Source organism: Mycobacterium sp. E3198 (genome assembly GCF_001667015.1).
GTDB lineage: Bacteria > Actinomycetota > Actinomycetes > Mycobacteriales > Mycobacteriaceae > Mycobacterium.
The window spans coordinates 56,712-75,933 of sequence record NZ_LZIS01000155.1 but is presented as its reverse complement, the minus strand read 5'-3'; the positions used below and the strand labels follow the sequence as shown (position 1 = coordinate 75,933).

General features: G+C 69.4%; 17 protein-coding genes. 7 read left to right on the top strand and 10 right to left on the bottom strand.

Annotated features, from left to right (window positions below; genetic code table 11):
- Window positions 1-3: 3 nt before the first annotated feature.
- Complete coding sequence (locus tag A5673_RS17110) at window positions 4-366, top strand: hypothetical protein (RefSeq protein WP_068234719.1); 363 nt, start codon at window positions 4-6, stop codon at window positions 364-366.
- A 15-nt stretch (window positions 367-381) separates the two neighbouring features.
- Here the strand turns inward: A5673_RS17110 and A5673_RS17105 are convergent, their stop codons facing one another.
- The gene (locus tag A5673_RS17105) at window positions 382-924 is read right to left on the bottom strand and encodes an oxidoreductase (protein ID WP_231971120.1); all 543 of its coding nucleotides are present in this window, start codon (window positions 922-924) and stop codon (window positions 382-384) included.
- Between the two features lie 95 nt (window positions 925-1,019).
- Here A5673_RS17105 and A5673_RS17100 point away from each other — a divergent pair, with 95 nt between their 5' ends.
- Both A5673_RS17100 and A5673_RS17095 read left to right on the top strand, forming a co-directional pair.
- Window positions 1,020-2,015 (top strand): sensor domain-containing protein, encoded by a 996-nt coding sequence (locus tag A5673_RS17100; RefSeq protein ID WP_068234715.1) that lies wholly within the window; start codon window positions 1,020-1,022, stop codon window positions 2,013-2,015.
- Window positions 2,016-2,038: 23 nt separating this feature from the next.
- A complete protein-coding gene (locus A5673_RS17095) occupies window positions 2,039-3,010 on the top strand; it encodes an aldo/keto reductase (protein ID WP_068234821.1) in 972 nt (323 codons plus the stop codon).
- Window position 3,011: 1 nt separating this feature from the next.
- On the opposite strand, the gene A5673_RS17090 is transcribed toward A5673_RS17095, so the two are convergent.
- From A5673_RS17090 to A5673_RS17070, 5 genes are all read right to left on the bottom strand, one after another.
- On the bottom strand, window positions 3,012-3,782 hold the full coding sequence (locus A5673_RS17090) for an SDR family oxidoreductase (RefSeq protein ID WP_082958792.1): 771 nt from the start codon (window positions 3,780-3,782) through the stop codon (window positions 3,012-3,014).
- Window positions 3,783-3,873: 91 nt separating this feature from the next.
- Window positions 3,874-5,628: a GGDEF domain-containing protein gene (locus A5673_RS17085; RefSeq protein ID WP_156748317.1), complete on the bottom strand. Its 1,755-nt coding sequence runs from the start codon at window positions 5,626-5,628 to the stop codon at window positions 3,874-3,876.
- 133 nt (window positions 5,629-5,761) lie between these two features.
- On the bottom strand, window positions 5,762-7,912 hold the full coding sequence (gene glgX, locus A5673_RS17080; protein WP_068234819.1) for a glycogen debranching protein GlgX: 2,151 nt from the start codon (window positions 7,910-7,912) through the stop codon (window positions 5,762-5,764).
- Window positions 7,913-7,981: 69 nt separating this feature from the next.
- Window positions 7,982-9,163, bottom strand: a complete 1,182-nt coding sequence (locus A5673_RS17075) for a zinc-dependent alcohol dehydrogenase (RefSeq protein ID WP_068234705.1) — start codon at window positions 9,161-9,163, stop codon at window positions 7,982-7,984.
- A 50-nt stretch (window positions 9,164-9,213) separates the two neighbouring features.
- Window positions 9,214-9,936 (bottom strand): GAF and ANTAR domain-containing protein, encoded by a 723-nt coding sequence (locus A5673_RS17070; RefSeq protein WP_068234703.1) that lies wholly within the window; start codon window positions 9,934-9,936, stop codon window positions 9,214-9,216.
- A 313-nt stretch (window positions 9,937-10,249) separates the two neighbouring features.
- Between A5673_RS17070 and A5673_RS17065 the strand changes: the two genes are divergently transcribed.
- Window positions 10,250-11,566, top strand: a complete 1,317-nt coding sequence (locus A5673_RS17065) for an NAD(P)/FAD-dependent oxidoreductase (protein WP_068234698.1) — start codon at window positions 10,250-10,252, stop codon at window positions 11,564-11,566.
- On the opposite strand, the gene A5673_RS17060 is transcribed toward A5673_RS17065, so the two are convergent.
- Window positions 11,563-11,886, bottom strand: a complete 324-nt coding sequence (locus A5673_RS17060) for a helix-turn-helix transcriptional regulator (RefSeq protein ID WP_068234695.1) — start codon at window positions 11,884-11,886, stop codon at window positions 11,563-11,565. The genes A5673_RS17065 and A5673_RS17060 overlap by 4 nt on opposite strands.
- A 144-nt stretch (window positions 11,887-12,030) precedes the next feature.
- Here A5673_RS17060 and A5673_RS17055 point away from each other — a divergent pair, with 144 nt between their 5' ends.
- Both A5673_RS17055 and A5673_RS17050 read left to right on the top strand, forming a co-directional pair.
- Window positions 12,031-12,480, top strand: coding sequence for an Hsp20/alpha crystallin family protein (locus tag A5673_RS17055; RefSeq protein ID WP_068234817.1), 450 nt, complete (start codon window positions 12,031-12,033; stop codon window positions 12,478-12,480).
- Between the two features lie 59 nt (window positions 12,481-12,539).
- Window positions 12,540-13,232 (top strand): PAS and ANTAR domain-containing protein, encoded by a 693-nt coding sequence (locus A5673_RS17050; RefSeq protein WP_068234691.1) that lies wholly within the window; start codon window positions 12,540-12,542, stop codon window positions 13,230-13,232.
- Here the strand turns inward: A5673_RS17050 and A5673_RS17045 are convergent.
- Window positions 13,222-14,625: a wax ester/triacylglycerol synthase family O-acyltransferase gene (locus A5673_RS17045; RefSeq protein ID WP_068234688.1), complete on the bottom strand. Its 1,404-nt coding sequence runs from the start codon at window positions 14,623-14,625 to the stop codon at window positions 13,222-13,224. The genes A5673_RS17050 and A5673_RS17045 overlap by 11 nt on opposite strands.
- A gap of 110 nt (window positions 14,626-14,735) precedes the next feature.
- On the opposite strand from A5673_RS17045, the gene ppsA reads away from it, so the two are divergent.
- Complete coding sequence (ppsA, locus tag A5673_RS17040; protein WP_068234685.1) at window positions 14,736-17,132, top strand: phosphoenolpyruvate synthase; 2,397 nt, start codon at window positions 14,736-14,738, stop codon at window positions 17,130-17,132.
- Window positions 17,133-17,221: 89 nt separating this feature from the next.
- On the opposite strand, the gene A5673_RS17035 is transcribed toward ppsA, so the two are convergent.
- Both A5673_RS17035 and A5673_RS17030 read right to left on the bottom strand, forming a co-directional pair.
- The gene (locus A5673_RS17035; protein ID WP_068234682.1) at window positions 17,222-18,109 is read right to left on the bottom strand and encodes a 3-oxoacyl-[acyl-carrier-protein] synthase III C-terminal domain-containing protein; all 888 of its coding nucleotides are present in this window, start codon (window positions 18,107-18,109) and stop codon (window positions 17,222-17,224) included.
- Entirely contained in the window at window positions 18,093-19,196 is a 1,104-nt protein-coding gene (locus A5673_RS17030; protein WP_068234814.1) for a 3-oxoacyl-ACP synthase III family protein, read from the bottom strand. The genes A5673_RS17035 and A5673_RS17030 overlap by 17 nt, the downstream gene beginning before the upstream one ends.
- Window positions 19,197-19,222 lie beyond the last annotated feature (26 nt).

The following is a 19,222-nucleotide window of genomic DNA, read 5'->3' as shown; positions in this document are numbered from 1 at the left end:
TCGATGAGCGCAACACGACATCGCACCCGAGCGGTCGACATCGACCACGACGTCGAACTGATCACCCAACAGATCACCGCCCTCAGGGAGCTTGCCAAAAGGGACGACGAACAGGCGATCAGCGAAGGCCAGCGGTACGACTTCAGCATCAGGTGGGGCACCGTGTTGGCCGGGCGGCTGCGCCGGCTGACGCACTACAGCTCGCTGGGCCACCTCGATGAGGCGGACGAGCGGCGATTTCACGCGTTGCGGGACGAACTGTGCACGCTGTCGCATGTGATCGAGCGGTTCCGCCTCGCCACGCCGAACTTCGCCGACGAACCGCCCACCGCGAAGCGGTGTTCTCCCCGGAAGCAGCGCGGCTGAAGGCGCGCCGCCCGCTCAGTCCTCCCAGTGCCGCTGTCGCGGATAGGCGACATTGATGCCCAGCAGCACCGATCCGTGCAACCCGACGAAGGCGCCCGCGAAGGCGAGCGCAAAGGTCGCCGGAGCGACGTCCCAGTGTCCGGTGACGGCGGGCATGCCCGGTACGCCGGCGATCCGGGTGGCGACGTCGATGCCGAGAATAGCGCACGAAAGCAGGCTGCCGAAATACCAACCCGCTTGTGCCACAGCGGGTTTCCTGCCATATGCCATGGCGGCGGCCGCCGCCAGGCACGCCGCGATGACCGCGGCGGCGTACCCGACGAAGGCCGCGGGCAGCGCGCCCTGGTCGGCCACCACGTACAGCAGGTAGCCGTGCACGGCGGCGATCCCGGCGAGCAGCGCGGCACCCAAACCCGTTACCAGCCTGGGTAAGTCGAAGGCGACGTAGCCGCCCAGGCTCAGAACTCGAAATACCCGGCTGCGGTGCCATTTTTCCGGCCACGACCCGACAAGAAAACCCACGTCGCGCACGTACCCGATGCCGAATTGGTCAAACATCGACGCGCAGGAACCGCCGTTTTCGTTTCCTTTCAGTTGCGGCCGGAAACGACTACATTCGCGGCAGGGTCGCAGGCGAAGGAGGAGGCCGCCGCGTGCATCCGCAGGATCCGCTCGGGTATGGCCCGTTCAGTTACGATCCGCTCGGCCGCGTGCCGCCGGCGGAGCCGCCGGTCGTGCCGCCACCGGTCCCCGCGGCACCGCCGCCGCCGCACCGCCCGCCCGTCAACGCGCAAGCGACGCAGTCGCTGGTGTTCGCGTTCCTGTCCCCGCCCGTCGGCGCGATCCTGGGACACCTGGCGCTGGCGCGGATTCGCCGCACCGGCGAGCCCGGCCGAAACCGCGCGGTGGCGGGGGTGGCGCTGTCGTATGCGTTCGTCACGCTCGCGGTCCTCGCGCTGCTCGGGTGGGCGACCCTGGCCGCGTTTCGGTCCACCCCGACGCGGACGGCGGCGCCGGCCAGCACCGCCGCGCTGCCGCCGGGTCCCACCGTCGCGCCGGGCGCCGTGGCCGCGTTATTGCCCAGCGTCGGCGACCTGAAGACGATCGCCGATGACCAGAACCTCGACGCCGGCCAGACGTGGGACCATCCGGCCCGCTCCGATCGGGAGGGCACCATCGACCGTCCGGAGTGCTGGGGGGCCATCGCCCCGGGGACCCCGGACGCCTACAGCGTCGACGCCCTGTTCGGGTACCACGCGGCGGAATTCTCCGACACCCGCAGCCTGCTGAAGTCGGTCCAGGTGATCGATGCCGCGGCCGCGTTCCGCGATGCGCCCGCGGCCCAATCGCAACTGCAGAAGCTGCTGGACGGGTGGCGCCAGTGCGGCGGAACGACCGTGAGCGTGACCATCCCCGAGGCCGGGGCCATCCCGTTCGCGGTGAGCGCCCCCGCCGACGCCGGCAACGGCATCACCACGTTGGGCCTGACCCCCAAGGGGCTGCAGGTGCGCTCCGCCCGCGCGATCGCGGCCAAGGCCAACGTCGTCGTCGACCTGTACGTGTCCTATAGCGGCAGCACCGACGCCGACCGCCCCCGGGCCACGGCCGTGAGCATCGCCAACTTCGTGCTCGACAAGATCCCCGGCTGAGGCGCCCCAGTAGGGTGGGCCGCATGAAATATCTGGACGTCGACGGGGTCGGGCGGGTCAGCCGAATCGGCCTGGGCACCTGGCAGTTCGGGTCGCGGGAGTGGGGCTACGGGGAGGGCTACGCCGCCGGCGCCGCGCACGACATCGTGCGCCGGGCCCGCGCCCTGGGTGTCACGCTGTTCGACACCGCCGAGGTGTACGGCCTGGGCAAGAGCGAGCGGATCCTCGGCGAGGCGCTCGGCGACGAGCGCGCCGAGGTCGCGGTCGCCAGCAAGGTGTTCCCGGTCGCCCCCTTCCCGGCGGTGGTCAAGCAGCGCGAGCGCGCCAGCGCGCGCCGGCTGGGCCTGGACCGCATCCCGCTCTACCAGATCCACCAGCCCAACCCCGTGGTGCCGGACTCGGTGATCATGCCGGGAATGCGCGAGTTGCTCGACGACGGGAAGATCGGGGCGGCCGGCGTCTCGAACTACTCGCTGGCCCGCTGGCGCAAGGCCGACGCGGCGCTGGGGCGGCCGGTCATCAGCAACCAGGTGCATTTCTCGCTCGCCCACGCCGGCGCGCTCGAGGACCTAGTGCCCTTCGCCGAGCGCGAGAATCGCGTCGTGATCGCCTACAGCCCGCTGGCCCAGGGGCTGCTGGGCGGCAAATACGGCCTGGACAACCGCCCCGGGGGCGTGCGCGCGGTGAACCCGTTGTTCGGCACCGAGAACCTGCGCCGCATCGAGCCGCTGCTGCGGACGCTGCGCGACGTCGCGACCACGGTCGGCGCCAAGCCCGCGCAGGTGGCGCTGGCCTGGCTGATCCACCTGCCGGGCGTCGTCGCCATCCCCGGCGCGTCCAGCGTCGAGCAGCTCGAGTTCAACGTCGCCGCCGCGGACATCGAGCTGCCCGCGGATTCCCGCGACGCGCTCACCGACGCCGCGCGCGCCTTCCGGCCCGCGTCGGCCGGCCGCTTCCTGACCGACCTGGTCCGGGAGCGGGTGGGGCTGGGCTGAGCTAGGACTGGGCGGCGGAGTCGGCGAACGCCGCGGGGGCGGCGGGCGCGCCCCTGGCGACCACGACCGGCATCGACGTCGACGCGTTGGTGCGCAGGATGGTGTGGACCACGTCGACGAGGTCCTCGACCGGCATCAGCTTGCCGGGCATGCAGCCACGGGAGGCCCACAACGGGACGGCCTGCATGGCGAGGTCCATGTCCCAGCCGATGTTCATCCCCGTTTGGCTGTCGCCCTCGCCGCCCGCGCATTCGCCCACGATCAGGTTGGTGAAGCCGACGTCCGGGTGTTCGGCCCGCCAGGCTTCCACCAATCGTTCGAGGGCCGCCTTGCTGACGCCGTACGCGCCGAGCCCCGGCCAGGGCGGCCCGAAGGTACCGGCATCGGAGGCCAGGTAGACCACCTTGCCCGCCGACTCGGTCAGGTGCGGCATCGCCGCCGCGGTGACCAGCGCGGCGCCGATCACGTTCGTGTCGAAGACGCGCCGCCAGGTTTCGGCGTCGGTGTCGACCAGGCGGACCAGCGGGCCGATGGCCGGCGTGTACACCAGGTTGTCGATGCCGCCGAGCGCGTCGGCAACGGCAGCCATGGCCGACCGGCACGAGGCCTCGTCGGTGACGTCGCATTCGATGGCGAGAGCGCCCGGTCCCGCCTCCTGCGCGGCGGCCTCGATGCGCTCGCGGCGCCGCGCCAACAGCGCGACGTGGTCGCCCCGCCGGGCGAGGCCGACACCGATGCAGCGACCGAGTCCGCTCGAGGCACCCACCACCACTGTCCTTGACATATTTGCCCTCTCTTGTAACGAGCTGCCGTCGGCAAAAACCTACCGGATGTCGCCCGTCGCAGGGCGAGACCTCGGCTGGTTAGTTGGCCACGACGGTGTTCCGGTCCCCCAACTTGGCCCGGTACATGGCCGCGTCCGCGCGGGCCGTGATCGTGTCCTCGGAGTCGCCGGGAAGGGCAAGCGTGGCGCCGATGCTCAGGGTCGCAGCCAACGTCTTGCCGGAGACGTGGATGGGCGCGGCGGCGTGGCAGCGAATCTTCTCAGCGATCTGGCCGAGCTCGTCGACGCTGCGCACGCCCGGCAGCAGGACGAGGAGCTCGTCACCACCCGTCCGCCCGACGGTGTCCCCGCGGCGAACGCTCCCCCGGATCCGTGCCGCCAGGGTCGCGAGCACGAAGTCGCCGATGCCGTGTCCCCAGGTGTCGTTGATGTCCTTGAAATGGTCGACGTCGCAGAACAACACGCCGACATACGTTCCGGCCGGTTGCGTCTGCTCCAGCGCGCAGGCGAGCCGGCTCATCGCCTCGGCGCGGTTCACCAGGCCGGTCAGGGTGTCGAACCGCGCCAGCCGTTCGAGTCGCTGCTCCGCCTCGACCTGGTCGTCGACGATACGCACCGCGGCAATCAGACCGTCGGTGTTGCCCTCGGCGTCGACGTACGGTTTTCCGTGGCCCTCGACCCAGTGATAGTTCCCGTCGTCGGAGCGGACGCGGAACCGTTGCAGGACCGCTTCGCCGGCCGCGACCCGCCGCAGCGCGGCGAGCACCGTCTCGCGGTCCCGCGGATGGATGTGGCGGTCGAAGTCCGAGCCACGCCAAACGTGCGGTGGCCGGCCCAGCGCGGCCTGAACGGAGGGCGAGATCCAGGCGACCTCGCCGTCGCGAATGTGCACGATGATGTCGACCGCGTTTTCCGCGAGGATGCGGTAGCGCATCTCGGCGTCAGCGCGTTCCTTGCTGACCAGCTCCTTTTCGATCAGCAGTTTCTGCGCACGCTGGCTCAGGTAGAACGTGACCGCCCCGACGACGAGGGTCCCCAGCAGGACGGAAAAGGTCCACTCGGCGTGCTCGCCCAGCCCGAGCCCCAGGAAGATCGGCCGCGACAGCGCGACGACGACCGGAAAGGCGGCGAGGATCCCCATCAACCTCAGCAGCGACGTCCGATCGGGCCGGGCGAGCAGCCAGGCGACCGGGAACCGGTCGGGGCGCGCCAGCGACGTCGCGGCGGCGAGCAGTAATAGAGCGCAGGCCGTCATGAGCGCCTGGCCGGTCGAAGGCGAGTAGCCCACCAGCGCCAGCGCGTTGAACAGGTAGGCCCCGACCGTGACGAACGGGATGGCGGCGCCGGCCGCCATCAATGCCGGCGAGATCACGCGGGTGCGCCGATCCACTCGGATCAGGGCGGCGGCGGCCGCGAGGAACAGGGTCGATGCCGCCGTCTGTGGGCTCGGGCGCCCCGGCCAGCTCTGTTGCGAGGCGCGCACCGCGTCGCCGAACCACAGCTGGTCCAGGCCCGACGACGGCCCGCCCGTCGCGTATTCCGTCAGGGTTATGCCGGCGAGGGCACCCACCATCAGGGCGAACCCGCGCCCCGCCCAGACGCCGCGCCGCGACGGCTCACCCGACTGCGCCAGGATGGCCGCACCGAGCGCCGCCAGCCACCACGCGGTCCACGGCATCATCTGCGGCCAGCTCGGATCGACCCGGGTCAGCCGGTCGGCACCGGTCGCCCACCCCACCCACGTCGCGGCGGCGAGGGCGAACACCGCCAGCTCGGCTCCCCGTCGGCACCAGGCCACGTCATTCAGGCACGCGTCGGACCCCGGCCGGTCCATCGGCTGCCTTTTCCTCTCCCGCGGCCGCACAACCGACATTGTGAGCGGACGGGTCACCGATGTCTGGGGCACAAGGTAATCAGTCCCGGGGCGAAAGGTCACCGATGCGTCGCCGGGCGACCGCCAGGGCCGCTCAGCCGGCGTCGGGGGCCCGCAGCACCACCGCGGTGTGCGCGTCCACGGTGAGCTCGCCTCCCCCCGGCACCTCCTCCGCCGGCGTCTCCTCGTCGGGCCCGGTGAAGACCACGAGCTGCCAGGAGGCGCCGAATTCCTTTGGCGGCAGCGTGAACTCGATCGGCTCGTGGTGGGCGTTGAAGCACAACAGGAACGAGTCGTCGAGGACCCGCTGCCCCCGTGCGTCCCGGTCGGGGATGCCGTGCCCGTTGAGGAACACCGCGACCGACTTCGCGAAGCCCGCGCCCCAGTCCTCCTCGGTCATCTCGGCGCCCTCGGGGGTGAACCAGGCGATGTCGGGCAGCCCGTCCTGGCCGCGGCGGCCCAGCGGCTTGCCGGAAAAGAACCGGCGCCGCCGGAACACCGGATGGTTCGCGCGCAGCGCCGACACGGCGCGGGTGAACTCCAGCAGCCCGGTGTCCGCATTTGCCCAGTCGATCCAGGTGATCTCGTTGTCCTGGCAGTAGCCGTTGTTGTTGCCCTCCTGGGTGCGGCCGAGCTCGTCGCCGTGGCAGATCATCGGCACGCCCTGGGAGAGCAGCAGCGTGGTGAGGAAGTTGCGCTGCTGGCGGGCCCGCAGCGCGTTGACGTCCGGGTCGTCGGTCGGCCCCTCCGCGCCGCAGTTCCAGGACCGGTTGTGGCTCTCGCCGTCGTTGTTGTCCTCGCCGTTGGCCTCGTTGTGTTTTTCGTTGTAGGACACCAGGTCCCGCAGCGTGAAACCGTCGTGCGCGATGACGAAGTTGATCGACGCCACCGGGCGGCGCGCCGTGTGCTCGTAGAGGTCGGCCGATCCCGACAACCGGTAGGCGAACTCGTCGAGGGTGGCCGGCTCGCCGCGCCAGAAGTCGCGGACGGTGTCCCGGTACTTGCCGTTCCACTCCGTCCACTGCGGCGGGAAGTTGCCCACCTGGTAGCCGCCCGGGCCGACGTCCCACGGTTCGGCGATCAGCTTGACCTGGCTGATCGTCGGATCCTGTTGCACCAGTTCGAAAAACGTCGCCAGCCGGTCGACGTCGTAGAACTCGCGGGCCAGCGTGGCGGCCAGGTCGAAGCGGAAGCCGTCGACGTGCATGTCGAGCACCCAGTAGCGCAACGAGTCCATGATCAGCTGCAGGGCGTGCGGATGCCCGACGTTGAGGCTGTTGCCCGTGCCGGTGTAGTCCATGTAGTAGCGCTTGTCGTCGTCGACCAGCCGGTAGTAGGCCGCGTTGTCGATCCCCCGCATCGACAGCGTCGGGCCCAGGTGGTTGCCCTCCGCCGTGTGGTTGTAGACGACGTCGAGGATCACCTCGATGCCGGCCTCGTGCAGGGCCCGGACCATCGCCTTGAACTCCTGCACCTGCCCGCCCGGGGAGGTCGCGCTGGAGTACTTGAAGTCGGGCGCGAAGAACCCGATCGTGTTGTAGCCCCAGTAATTCGAGAGGCCCTTGTCCACCAGGGTCGAGTCGTTGGCGAAGTGGTGCACCGGCATCAGCTCGATGGCGGTGACGCCGAGGCTCTTGAGGTGCTCGATGATCACCGGGTGCGCCACGGCCGAGTACGTGCCGCGCAGCTGTTCGGGGATGTCGGGGTGGGTCTGGGTCAGGCCCTTGACGTGCGCCTCGTAGACGACGGTGTCGGCGTACTGGTGGTCCGGCGGCCGGTCGTTGCCCCAGTCGAAGTAGGGGCTGATCACCACCGACTTGGGCATGCTGGGGGCGGAGTCGTCGTCGTTGCGGCTGTCGGGGTCGCCGAAGTTGTAGCTGAACAGCGACTGGTTCCACTCGAAGCTGCCGTCGATGGCCTTCGAGTACGGGTCCACCAGCAGCTTGGTCGGGTTGCACCGCAGGCCGTTCGCCGGCTCGTACGGGCCGTGCACCCGGTAGCCGTAGCGCTGGCCGGGTTCGATGCCGGGGATGTAGGCGTGCCAGACGAACCCGTCGACCTCGGGCAACGCGACCCGGGTCTCCGTCCCGTCGGCGTCGAACAGGCACAGCTCCACCCGCTCGGCCACCTCGCTGAACACCGCGAAGTTGGTGCCCGCGCCGTCGTACGTCGCGCCCAGCGGATAGGCCCTGCCCGGCCACACCTCACCGGTCGGCGTGGGCGCGGTGGTTTCTGCGGATGTCATGGCGCTTTCCATACCCTACCGGGGCCTTCCCCAAACGGCGGTCCGGAAGGCCTTGCGGCGGAGCGGTTTTCATGGATTTAACATGACCTTGACCGCGCCATCCTGCTTTTTCTGGAAGATCTCATACCCGTGCGGCGCCTCGTCGAGGGGCAGCACGTGAGTGGCGAACGTTTCGACGCCGAGCGGGTCGTCGTCGGTCAGCAATCCCATGATGTCATCGACCCAGCGCTTCACGTTGGCCTGCCCCATCCGCAGGGTCACCTGCTTGTCGAAGAGGGTCAGCATGGGCAGCGGATCCGCCATCCCGCCGTAGACCCCGATCAGGGAGATGGTGCCCCCGCGCCGCACGATGTCGATGGCGGAATACAGGGCGGTGAGCCGGTCGACGCCGGCGGTTTGCATGACCCGCTTGCCGATGAAATCCGGCAACATCCCGCTGGCCTGCTGCGCCAGTCGCGCGGCCGGCGAACCGTGCGATTCCATCCCCACGGCGTCGATCACCGAGTCGGTGCCGCGGCCGTCGGTCAGGTCGCGGATCGCGTCGCCGAGCGGCGCGTCGAGCCGGCCCAGATCGATCGTGTGGATGCCGCGCTTCGCGGCCCGGGCCAGGCGTTCGGGCACCAGGTCGACGGCGATCACCCGGTGGCCGAGGTGATCGGCGATGCGCGCGGCCATGTCCCCGATGGGTCCCAGCCCCAGCACGGTGACCGAACCGCCGTCCGGGACGTCGGCATAATTGACCGCCTGCCAGGCGGTCGGCAGCACGTCGGAGAGGTAGACGAAGCGCGAATCCGGCGGCCCCTCAGGGACTTTGATGTGCGTGAACTGCGCCTGCGGGACGCGTAACAGTTCGGCTTGGCCGCCGGGGACCTCGCCGTAGAGCTCCGAGTAGCCGAACAGCGCCGCACCCATGCCCTGGTCGCGCACCTGGGTGGTCTCGCACTGGGTATAGAGCCGCTTGTCGCACATGTAGCAACGGCCGCAAGAGATCTGGAACGGGATGACGACCCGGTCGCCGACGCGCAGGTCGCCGGTCTCGGGGCCGACCTCGCGCACGATCCCCATCGGTTCGTGACCCAGGATGTCCCCGGGATTCATGAAGGCGCCGAGGATTTCGTACAGGTGCAGGTCGGACCCGCAGATGTTGGTCGACGTCACCTCGATGATGGCGTCGGTGGGGCGTTCGATCTTCGGGTCGGGCACCGATTCCACGCGAACGTCGCGTTTGCCCTGCCAGGTGACAGCTTTCATGTGGCTGGCGCATACCCGTGCCGCGCCGGATGAAACGGCGCGGGCGGGGCTTACCGACCGGCTTCGCTCTGGTGGCGAAGCTTGAGCGGGTGCTCGCTGTCGATCAGCGACCGGGCGATCTCGATCAGCTTGGTGTTGGACTGCTGGGACAGCCGGGAGAGCAGTTCGAACGCCTCGACGGCGTCGAGGTTGAAGCGTTCCATGATCACGCCCTTGGCCTGGCCGATGATGTCGCGTGATGCCAAGGCGTTGCGAAACTGGTCCTGGCGGCGCATCATCGACCACGCCAAGCCGATGTGGGTGGCGAAAACGGCTCCGATTTCGAGTGATTCGTCGCCGAACGCGTGCGGGTGTTCGGCGTAGAAGTTCAACGCGGCCATGCTGCCGCTGTCGGCGAACAACTCGTACGACAGGATCGAGCGGATCGGCGTCTCCTCCAGCGCGTGTCGCTGATAGGTCGGCCAGCGCTGCTCGACGTTGAGGTCCTCCACGTGCATTATGTGGTGCCGCCACGCCGCCGACAGGCAGGGCCCCTCCCCGTACCGGTTCTGGATCGCGTCCAGGACCATCGGGTAGCGATGGGTGGCGGCCACGTTGGTGACGGTCCTGGTCTTGTCGGCCAGGGTGATGCCCGCGTACTGCGAGCCCGCCACGTGGCGGGCGCCGCTGGCGATGAGTTCGAGCAACCCGACGCTCGTCTCCATCTCCTGGCGCTCGAGGTCGGCGATCAGAGCCGTCAACTGGGCTACCACGGTGGTTGAATCGTTCGGCACAGCGTCACCCCCTCCAACGTTCTTCTGGTGCGCATACCCCGCCCGGAGGCCGCTCACCCGTGCCGGGGTGGCCGCGACGAACCACGTGTCGACGCACGTAACGAAGTCTATGGTCCATGAAACGAAGTGCAAAGCGCCTAACGAACCGGATATGCCCGCCTGGACAAACCCCACCACCGAAGGCGAAGCGTCTTTCGCGCGTGCCGCTCGCACCGCAATCGCGAAAACCGTTGCCGCTCAACCGGTTGCGAAGGCCGGCCGGGCGCCCCGGCTTCGCCTGGCTAACTCGTCGGCACCGGTTACACTCGCGTCAATGACCTCGATCGTGATCGTCGGCAGCGGCTTCACCGGATTCACCTGCGCGCACCGCCTGGCCCGAATCCTCGGCCGGCAGCGCGCCCCCGTCGACATCACGGTGATTTCGCCGGTCGACTACATGCTGTACACGCCGCTTTTGCCGGACGTGGCCGGCGGGGTCGTCGACGCCCGCTTCGTCGCGGTGCCCCTGGCCAACACGCTCAAGGGGGTCCGGTCGGTGCGCGGCCGCGTCGACGGCGTGGACTTCGCGCGCCGGACGCTGACGTATTGCGATCCCGAGGAGCGCAGCCACGACATGGCCTGGGATCGGCTGGTGCTGACGCCGGGGTCGGTGACGCGGCTCTTCGACGTGCCCGGGCTCGCCGCCCACGCGCGCGGGCTGAAGACCACCGCCGAGGCCCTCTACCTGCGCGACCACTTCGTCGAGCAGCTCGAGCTGGCCAACATCGAGGACGACCCGGCCGGCAAGAAGGCCCAGGCCCGCCGCACCGTCGTCGTGGTGGGTGCGTCGTATTCGGGCACCGAACTGGTCGCCCAACTGCGGGCGCTGGCCGACGCGGCGGCCACACAGATGGGCTTTCCGGCCGGCGACGCCAGGTTCCTGCTGCTGGATACGGCCGAGCAGGTCATGCCCGAGGTGGGACGCAAGCTCGGCGAAGCGGCCCTGAAGGTGCTGCGTCGCCGTGGCATCGACGTCCGGCTGGGCACCACGCTCAAGGAGGCGCACGCGGATCACGTTGTGCTCAGCGATGATTCGCGGATCGACACCCATACCGTCGCCTGGGTGACCGGGGTGACCGGCGCGCCGCTGATTTCGGAGCTGGGACTGCCGACCGAGCGGGGACGGCTCAAGGTCCGGCCCGATCTGCAGGTGCCCGACCACCCCGCCGTCTTCGCGGCCGGCGACGCGGCGGCGGTCCCCGACCTGACGCGACCGGGAAAGATCACCCCGCCCACCGCACAGCACGCGACCCGTCAGGGCAAGGTGCTCGCCCGCAACGTGGCCGCCAGCCTCGGGTATGGCACACCCAAGCAATACAAACACCGCAACCTTGGCCTCGTGGTGGACCTCGGTCCCCGCTACGCCGTCGCCAACCCGCTGGGCGTGCACCTGTCGGGGCTGCCGGCGAAGGCCGTGACGCGGGGCTACCACCTCGCTGCGGTGCCCCGAGCCGTCAACCGGTGGGCCGTTGCGCTGGCGTGGCTGACCGACGCGCTGTTCGACCGTTCGGTGGTGTCGATCGGGCTGTCCTCGGAACAGGACGCGCAATTCGCGGCCAGCGAGGGCATCCCGATGCCGAAGACGAGTTAGCCGCTGGTCGCCTTCTTGGAGCGCAGGTCGGAGTTGGCCGCCGACAACGCGGCGTTGTCGTCTTCGAGGTTCAGGATGCGCGCGATGCCGGCCAGGTTGACCCCGGCGTCCACCAGCGCGCTGATCCGCCGCAGCCGGGCCAGGTCGTCGGCGCTGTAGCGCCGCGTTCCGCCGTGGCTGCGGGCCGGCGTCAACAGCCCGTAGCGCTCGTACAGGCGCAGCGATTGCACCGGTACGCCGGAAAGCTCGGCGGCCACGGAGATTCCGTACACCCCCCGATCGGGCGCCGGTGCACCCCCGTCGCCGGTGTTCTCGGTCATCGGCCATCCCCTTAACGAACTCTCGCAGAAAATCTGTTTAGCACACTTGCGCTGAACTGTCGATAGTGTTATATCAAATCTATGTCACTGGACATAGCAAATAACCCGCTTCAGAGTTAGAGATTGGAGTGAGAGGTGGCCGCCATGCTGATGCGTACCGACCCGTTCCGTGACCTGGACCGCTTCACCCAACACGTGTTCGGCACGGCCGCACGTCCCGCCGTGATGCCGATGGACGCGTGGCGCGAGGGTGAGCAATTCGTCGTGGAGTTCGACCTGCCGGGCATCGACGCCGACTCCCTGGACATCGACATCGAGCGCAACGTCGTGACCGTCCGCGCCGAGCGGCCGGCCGTCGACCCCAACCGCGAGATGCTGGCCACCGAGCGGCCCCGCGGCGTGTTCAGCCGCCAGCTCGTGCTGGGCGAAAACCTCGACACCGACAGGATCGAGGCGAACTACGCCGAGGGCGTCCTGCGGCTGCACATCCCGGTGGCCGAGAAGGCCAAGCCGCGCAAGATCTCCGTCGGTCGCGGCAACGGACAGAGATCCATCGACGAAGGCGCAGGCAAGCGCGAGGTTATCGACGCCTGATCGATCGGCGGGCAAAGGGCGGCCGGCGCCGCCCTTTGCCCGGGGAGGCGAGGTCCGAGATGAGCTGGCATTTAAACGGCCAGACGCCGCACGTCGAGCAGGCCTTGGCGGGCGGCCTGCCGCAACGGGTGGGATGGTTCCGGTTCTACTTCGCCGACCAGCGCTGGGAATGGTCCGAAGAGGTGCAGCGCATCCACGGCTACGAACCGGGCAGCGTCACCCCGACCACCGATCTGGTGCTCGAGCACAAGCACCCCGACGACCGCGGACAGATCGCGGCGACGATCGATCAGATCCTCAACACCCACGAGGCGTTCAGCACCCGCTACCGGATCATCGACACCACTGGGCACGTGCGCCACATCGTCGTCGTCGGCGACCAACTCTTCGACGAGCACGGCGAGGTGGTCGGGACGCACGGGTTCTACATCGACGTCTCCCCCGACGCCGAGCGCGCACAGGAGGAACTCGTCACCGCGCGGCTGGCCGAGATCAGCGAGCACCGCGCCAGCATCGAGCAGGCCAAGGGCATGCTGATGCTGATCTACAACATCGACGACCACGCCGCGTTCAACCTGCTGAAGTGGTTGTCCCAGGAGGCAAACGTCAAGCTGCGGCTGCTGGCCGAGCGGATTTGCGAAGACTTCCGCCGGGCCGGCCTGGCCCTCAACTCCCAATCGGAGTTCGACCACGTGCTGCTGACGGCGCACCGGCGCATCAGCCGCGCCGACGACCAAGCGGTCAACGGGTGACGGCTTGGCGCGCGGCCCTCGCCTGTTTGCGGCTGGCCTTCACCAGCTGAGCGACGCCGTTCTCGATTCCCGCGGCGAGCGCCTCGACGTCGGGCGCGGTGTCGTAGTCGGCGGTGATGCCGAAGATAAAGGAGTCGGCGTAGCTGAGCATCGCGATGCCGGTGCGCAGCTGGAGCGCGATCGGGGGCACCGGCAGGATCTCCAGCACCCGCCGGCCCATCAGCGTCTGCTGCTTTCGCGGACCCGGGACGTTGGTCGCCAGCGCCACCACCGCCCGCTGGGGCAGCCGCGCCAGCAAGCGAATCGCCCACGCGGTCAACGCAAAGGGGACGTTCTTGGCCGCCGACACCAGCGCGCTGCCCCCCTCGCGCTGACCGCTGGCCTTGGCCCGGGTGAGCCGCTCGTGCACCAGGCGCAGCTGCTCCACCGGGTCGGCCTCGTCGACGGGAAGCAGCGGCAGCATCGCCGAGACCTGGTTATCGGTCGTGCCGAAGTGGTTCGTCGGGCGAACCGAAACCGGAACGAGCGTGCGCAGCGAGTTGCGGCCGGGCCGCTCCCCGCGCTCGAGCAGCATCTTGCGGTAACTGTCCGTGATGGCCGCCAGCGCCACGTCGTTGAGGGTCACGTCGAACGCCCGGGCGACCCGCTGCAGGTCGGCCAGCCGGACGCGGGCCGCGCTGAAGCGCCGCATAGTGGTGACGGGTCCGTTCAACGACGATTCCGGCGCGACGCTGAACAGGCTTGCCGTGAGTTCGGCCGCGCCGATCGCGACGTGTTCGGCCACCGACGCGGCGGCGAGCGCGCTGCGCCCGATGCCGCTCACCCAGTTCAGCGGGTTGAAGCCCAGCCTGGGCATGCTCAGTCCGGAACCGTCCGGCTGTTTGGCGGCGCGGATGTCGGTGGCAAAGGTGTCGCCGCGATCCTCCGCGGCGTCGCTGAACCTCGCCAACAGCTGCGTCGTCGCGATGCCGTCGGCGATGCAGTGGTGGATCTTGGTCAGCACGGCCCACCGGCCGCCGCTGAGGCCCTCGATGAGGTAGCACTCCCACAGCGGGCGCTCGCGGTCGAGCCGTCGTTCCATGACGTTCGCGATCGTCTCGAACAGCTCGACATCGCCCCCCGGATGCGGCAGCGCGAGGCGGTGCACGTGGCGGCTGACGTCGAAATGCGGGTCGTCCACCCATTCGGGCGCCCCGAGATCGAGGGGGTGGGTCCGCAGCACCTGCCTACACCGCGGAATGGTCGGCGCGCGGTCGGCGAAGGCGGAGACGAACTCGTCGTAGCCGGGAGCGGGCCCCTCCATGATCGACACGCCGCCGACCGCAAGGCTCACGTGCGGATCGGAGTCCTCGACTTCGAGGAAGGTGGCATCGAGCGCGGTTAATTGCTCCATCTCGCTACTTTCCGCCCCCGCGCGCCCGCGCGGTCAGAGCCAGAAGTCCTCAACTTTCGGGGCCTAATGACGGCAGCGCGGCGGCATCGGCGGGCCATATCGTGAGCTTCATGAGCGGGTTCACCTACATTCGGTTCTTCGAAGAAATCGGCATCGACGACGTGCCGGTGGTCGGCGGCAAGAACGCCTCGCTCGGCGAGATGTACCAGAAGCTGTCCGGGCAGGGCATCCGCGTCCCGCACGGGTTCGCCACCACGGCGCAGGCGTACCGGCACATCTTGGACCGGGCCGGCGCCTGGGACGCGCTGCACGCCGAGCTCGACGACCTCGACCCGGACGACGTCGCCGCGCTGGCGCGCAAGGGCAAACGCGCCCGCGAGATCGTCTACGGCGCGGGGCTTCCCGACGACCTGGCCGCCGAAATCGTCGCCGCCTACCGGATGCTGCAGGCCGAGTACGGCGAGGACGTGAGCCTGGCGGTGCGCAGCTCGGCGACCGCCGAGGACCTGCCGACGGCCAGCTTCGCCGGCCAGCAGGAGACGTTCCTCAACATCACCGGCGCCGAGAGCCTGCTGGACGCGTGCCGGCGTTGTTACGCCAGCCTGTTCACCGACCGGGCCATCCACTATCGCATCGACCAGGGCTTCGACCATTTCAAGGTCTCGCTGTCGATCGGCATCATGAAGATGGTCCGCTCCGACCTCGCCTCGTCCGGGGTGATGTTCACCCTGGACACCGAATCCGGTTTCAACGACGTCGTTTTCATCACCGGCGCCTACGGCCTGGGCGAGAACGTGGTGCAGGGCGCCGTCGACCCCGACGAGTTCTACGTCCACAAGCCGACGTATGCGGCCGGCCACCGCGCCGTGCTGCGCCGGCTGGTCGGCGACAAGGCCGTGAAGATGGTCTTCGTCGAGGGCGGCACCAAGCAGACGACGCGCAACGTCCCGACCCCCAAGGCCGACCGCGCCCGGTTCTGCGTCACCGACTCCGACGTCCTGGAGCTGGCCGGGTATGCGTGCACCATCGAGCGGCACTACGGGCGTCCGATGGACATCGAGTGGGCCAAGGACGGCCTCGACGGGCGGCTCTACATCGTCCAGGCCCGCCCCGAAACGGCGGCTTCCCAGCGCAGCCTGACGACGGTGGAGAGCTACGTCTTGGAGGGCAGGGGCGAGATCCTCACCGAAGGCCGGTCCGTCGGCGAGAAAGTCGCGTCGGGCGTGGCGAAACGAATCGATCACCTCGAGCACCTGTCGGACTTCCAGCCCGGCCAGGTGCTGGTCGCGGATACCACGACGCCGGACTGGGAGCCGGTGATGAAGATCGCCGCCGCGATCGTCACCAACCGCGGCGGGCGCACCTGCCACGCGGCGATCATCGCGCGCGAACTGGGCATCCCGGCCGTGGTCGGCGCCGGCGACGCCACCACGAGCGTCCCCGACGGCGAGGTCGTCACCGTGTCCTGCGTCGAGGGCGACACCGGGCGCGTCTACCGCGGCGAGGTCGGCTTCCACGTCGATCGCACGGAAGTGGCCGGCCTGGCGCGGCCGCGGACCCAGATCATGGTGAACCTCGGCAACCCGGACCTCGCCTTCAAGACGTCGTTTTTGCCGAACGACGGCGTGGGACTGGCCCGGATGGAGTTCATCGTCAGCGAGTACATCAAGGTCCACCCGATGGCCCTGCTGCACCCCGAAAAGGTCGGCGACGCCGAGGCGCTGCGGACGATCGAGCGCCTCACCCGCGGTTACCCGGACGGCGGAGCCTTCTTCGTGGAGCGCCTCGCCGAGGGAATCGGCACGATCGCGGCCGCGTTCTGGCCCAAGCCCGTGGTGGTGCGGATGTCGGACTTCAAGTCCAACGAATACGCAAGCCTGGTGGGGGGCAACGCCTTCGAGCCCACCGAAAGCAACCCGATGATCGGCTTCCGGGGCGCCTCGCGCTACGCGCACCCGGCCTACGCCGAGGGCTTCGCGCTGGAATGCCGCGCGATGAAGCGGGTCCGCGAGGAGATGGGCCTGACAAACGTCATCATCATGCTGCCGTTCGTGCGCCGGGTGGCCGAGGCCGACCTGGTGCTGCAGACGATGGCCGACCTGGGCCTGCGCCGCGGCCAGGATGGGCTGCAGGTGTACGCGATGTGCGAGATCCCGAACAACGTGATCCTGCTAGATCAGTTCGCCCAGCGCTTCGACGGCTTCTCGATCGGTTCCAACGACCTGACCCAGCTCACCCTCGGCGTCGACCGTGACAGCGAGATCGTGGCCTTCGACTACGACGAACGCGACGACGGCGTCAAGGAGATGATCCGCCTGGCGGTGGAAGGCTGCCGCCGCAACGGAATTCACTCGGGACTGTGCGGGCAGGCGCCGTCGGACTACCCGGACATGGCCGAGTTTTTGGTCCGCGCCGGCATCGACTCGATCAGCCTGAACCCCGACGTGGTGGTGAAGACCACCCGCCAGATTCTCGAGCTGGAACGCCAGGCCGTGCCGCTGCAGTGAGCGCTGCGGTCCGTGCGCCGAGCGTCACGCTGGCGTGACCGTGGAGTTCGGGCGTCACGCTGGCGTGACGTTCGCGGCGTCTAGAAGGTCTAGGCGGAGCCCGCCCGCGGCGGCTGGCGGTACAGCGCCGCCCCGGCGGTGACGCCCGCGCCGGCGGCGACGAACAGGACCCGCGCGCCGGCCGGGAGTCTGCCGGCCTCCGGCTCGAACGCCGCCGCCAGCGCGGCGGTGTGCATGCGCTGATCGTCCGCGACGCGGACCTTGTCGATGGGCACCCCGAGCGCCTCGCTCAGCGCGGCGCGGTACCCGGGCCGGGCCGGGGCGGCGACGACCAGGTCGAGGTCCGCCGGCCGCACGGATTGCGCGTCCAGGCAGGCCCGCGCCGCCGACGCGGCCGCCGCGGCGAATCGCTCGTCCATCCCCTCCGACTCATTGAACCGCAACACGTTACGCGCGTCGGCGAATCCGACTGTGGCCGAGAATGCCTCGGGTTCGTCGGTGTTCACCCAGAACACCCGGCTCAGGCCATGGTCGTCGTCGGTCCAGCGGCACAGCAACGCCGCCCCGGCGGCCGAAAACGGAAAGTGCTCGCTCATCCCGTGACCGGGGTCGGCGTCGCTGGCCACCACCAGCGCGCGCTGCACGCTGTGCGTTCGCAAGAACCCGTCGACGATGTGCAGCGCGGTCAAGACCCCGCACGCGCCGTTGGCGACGTCGAACGAAAAGGTGCCGTGCGCGCCGGCGTGGGGGTCCTCGGGATTGGCACCGATGTCGTCCTGGATGAGCGCGGCCAGCGCCGGCTCCCCCAGGTTGCGGTCGCGGTAGATCCCGGCGTTGACCACCAGGTCCAGGTCGCCGGGGTCACATCCGGCCCGATGCAGGCAGTCCTTCGCGGCGCTCACCGCGAGGTGCAGCGCGCTGTGCCGGCCCCGCAGCCGCGGGTGCGCGAGGTCGACTCGATCAATGACCGTGCCCATAGCGGTTCACCAAATCCTCATCCAGGGTCAGCAAGACCACGCCGATCTCCAATCCCGAGGCCAGCGCCAGCAGCGCGACCGTTTCCCCCGGCTCGATGCGTCCCGCCTCGAGCTCCTCGACCAGGGCCACCGTGTGGGTCGTCGACGCGGTGTTGCCGTACCGGTCGACGGTGATCACGGCGTCGTGGCGGGGGCTGTCGCCGAACGCCTCCGACATCCGCGCCATCCCCTTGCGGATCGCGCGCGCCGAGGTCTGGTGGGTGATCACATGGTCGATGTCGTGGACCGAAATGCCCACGGCATCAAGGACTTCGCTCAGCAGCAGCGGCGTGTTGGCGATCGCGGCCTTCTGGATGGCGCGGGAGTTGGTGAACATCCGGGCGCCCGGGTCGTGGCCCTCCGGGTAGGCCAGGCAGAGCCGGCTGTAGTCGGCCACCGTGGTGAATCCGGCGAGGCTGATCCCGGCCGAGCCCACGGGTGCCCGCTCGAGCAGCAGCGCCGCGCCGGCGTCGCCGAGGGTGAGGCAGGCGAGCTCCTTGCTCATGATGTTGCGGATGTGGCGGGCCGCGTTGTGGCTGAGCTGCGAGATGTACTCGCCGCTGACGACCAGCCCCCGCTCGACGATGCCCTGCCGGATCCAGTTGTTCAAAATGGTTACCCCGGTGAGCATCCCGGCGCACGCGTTGGACACGTCGAAGGTCATCGCCTGTGGCGCCCCGATCGCGTGGGCCACGGCGCTGCTCATCGTCGGCTCCAGCCACTGGGTGAGCCCGCCGCGGAATTTCGTGATGCTGCAGCTGATCACCACGTCAAGCGCGGCCGGATCCTGCTGCGCGGTCGCCAGACAGTTCAGCGCGGCGGAGGTGGCCAGGCTGTAGGAATCCTCGTCGCCCACCGAGACGCGGCGCTCGCGAATCCCGGTCAACCGCTCCAGGTCGATGTGGGTGCGGTGCCGCGTGGTCGCCATCAATTCGTCTGTGGTGAGCCGAGTCTCGGGCAGCTGCCGGCCGGCGCCAGCCAGCCGGGCGACGAACGGAGCGGGAGCGCCCTCCCCAGCGGTCTCCATCACCAGCCAGTGCCGAGTCATCCGCACCACCTCCTCGTTCGTTGCGG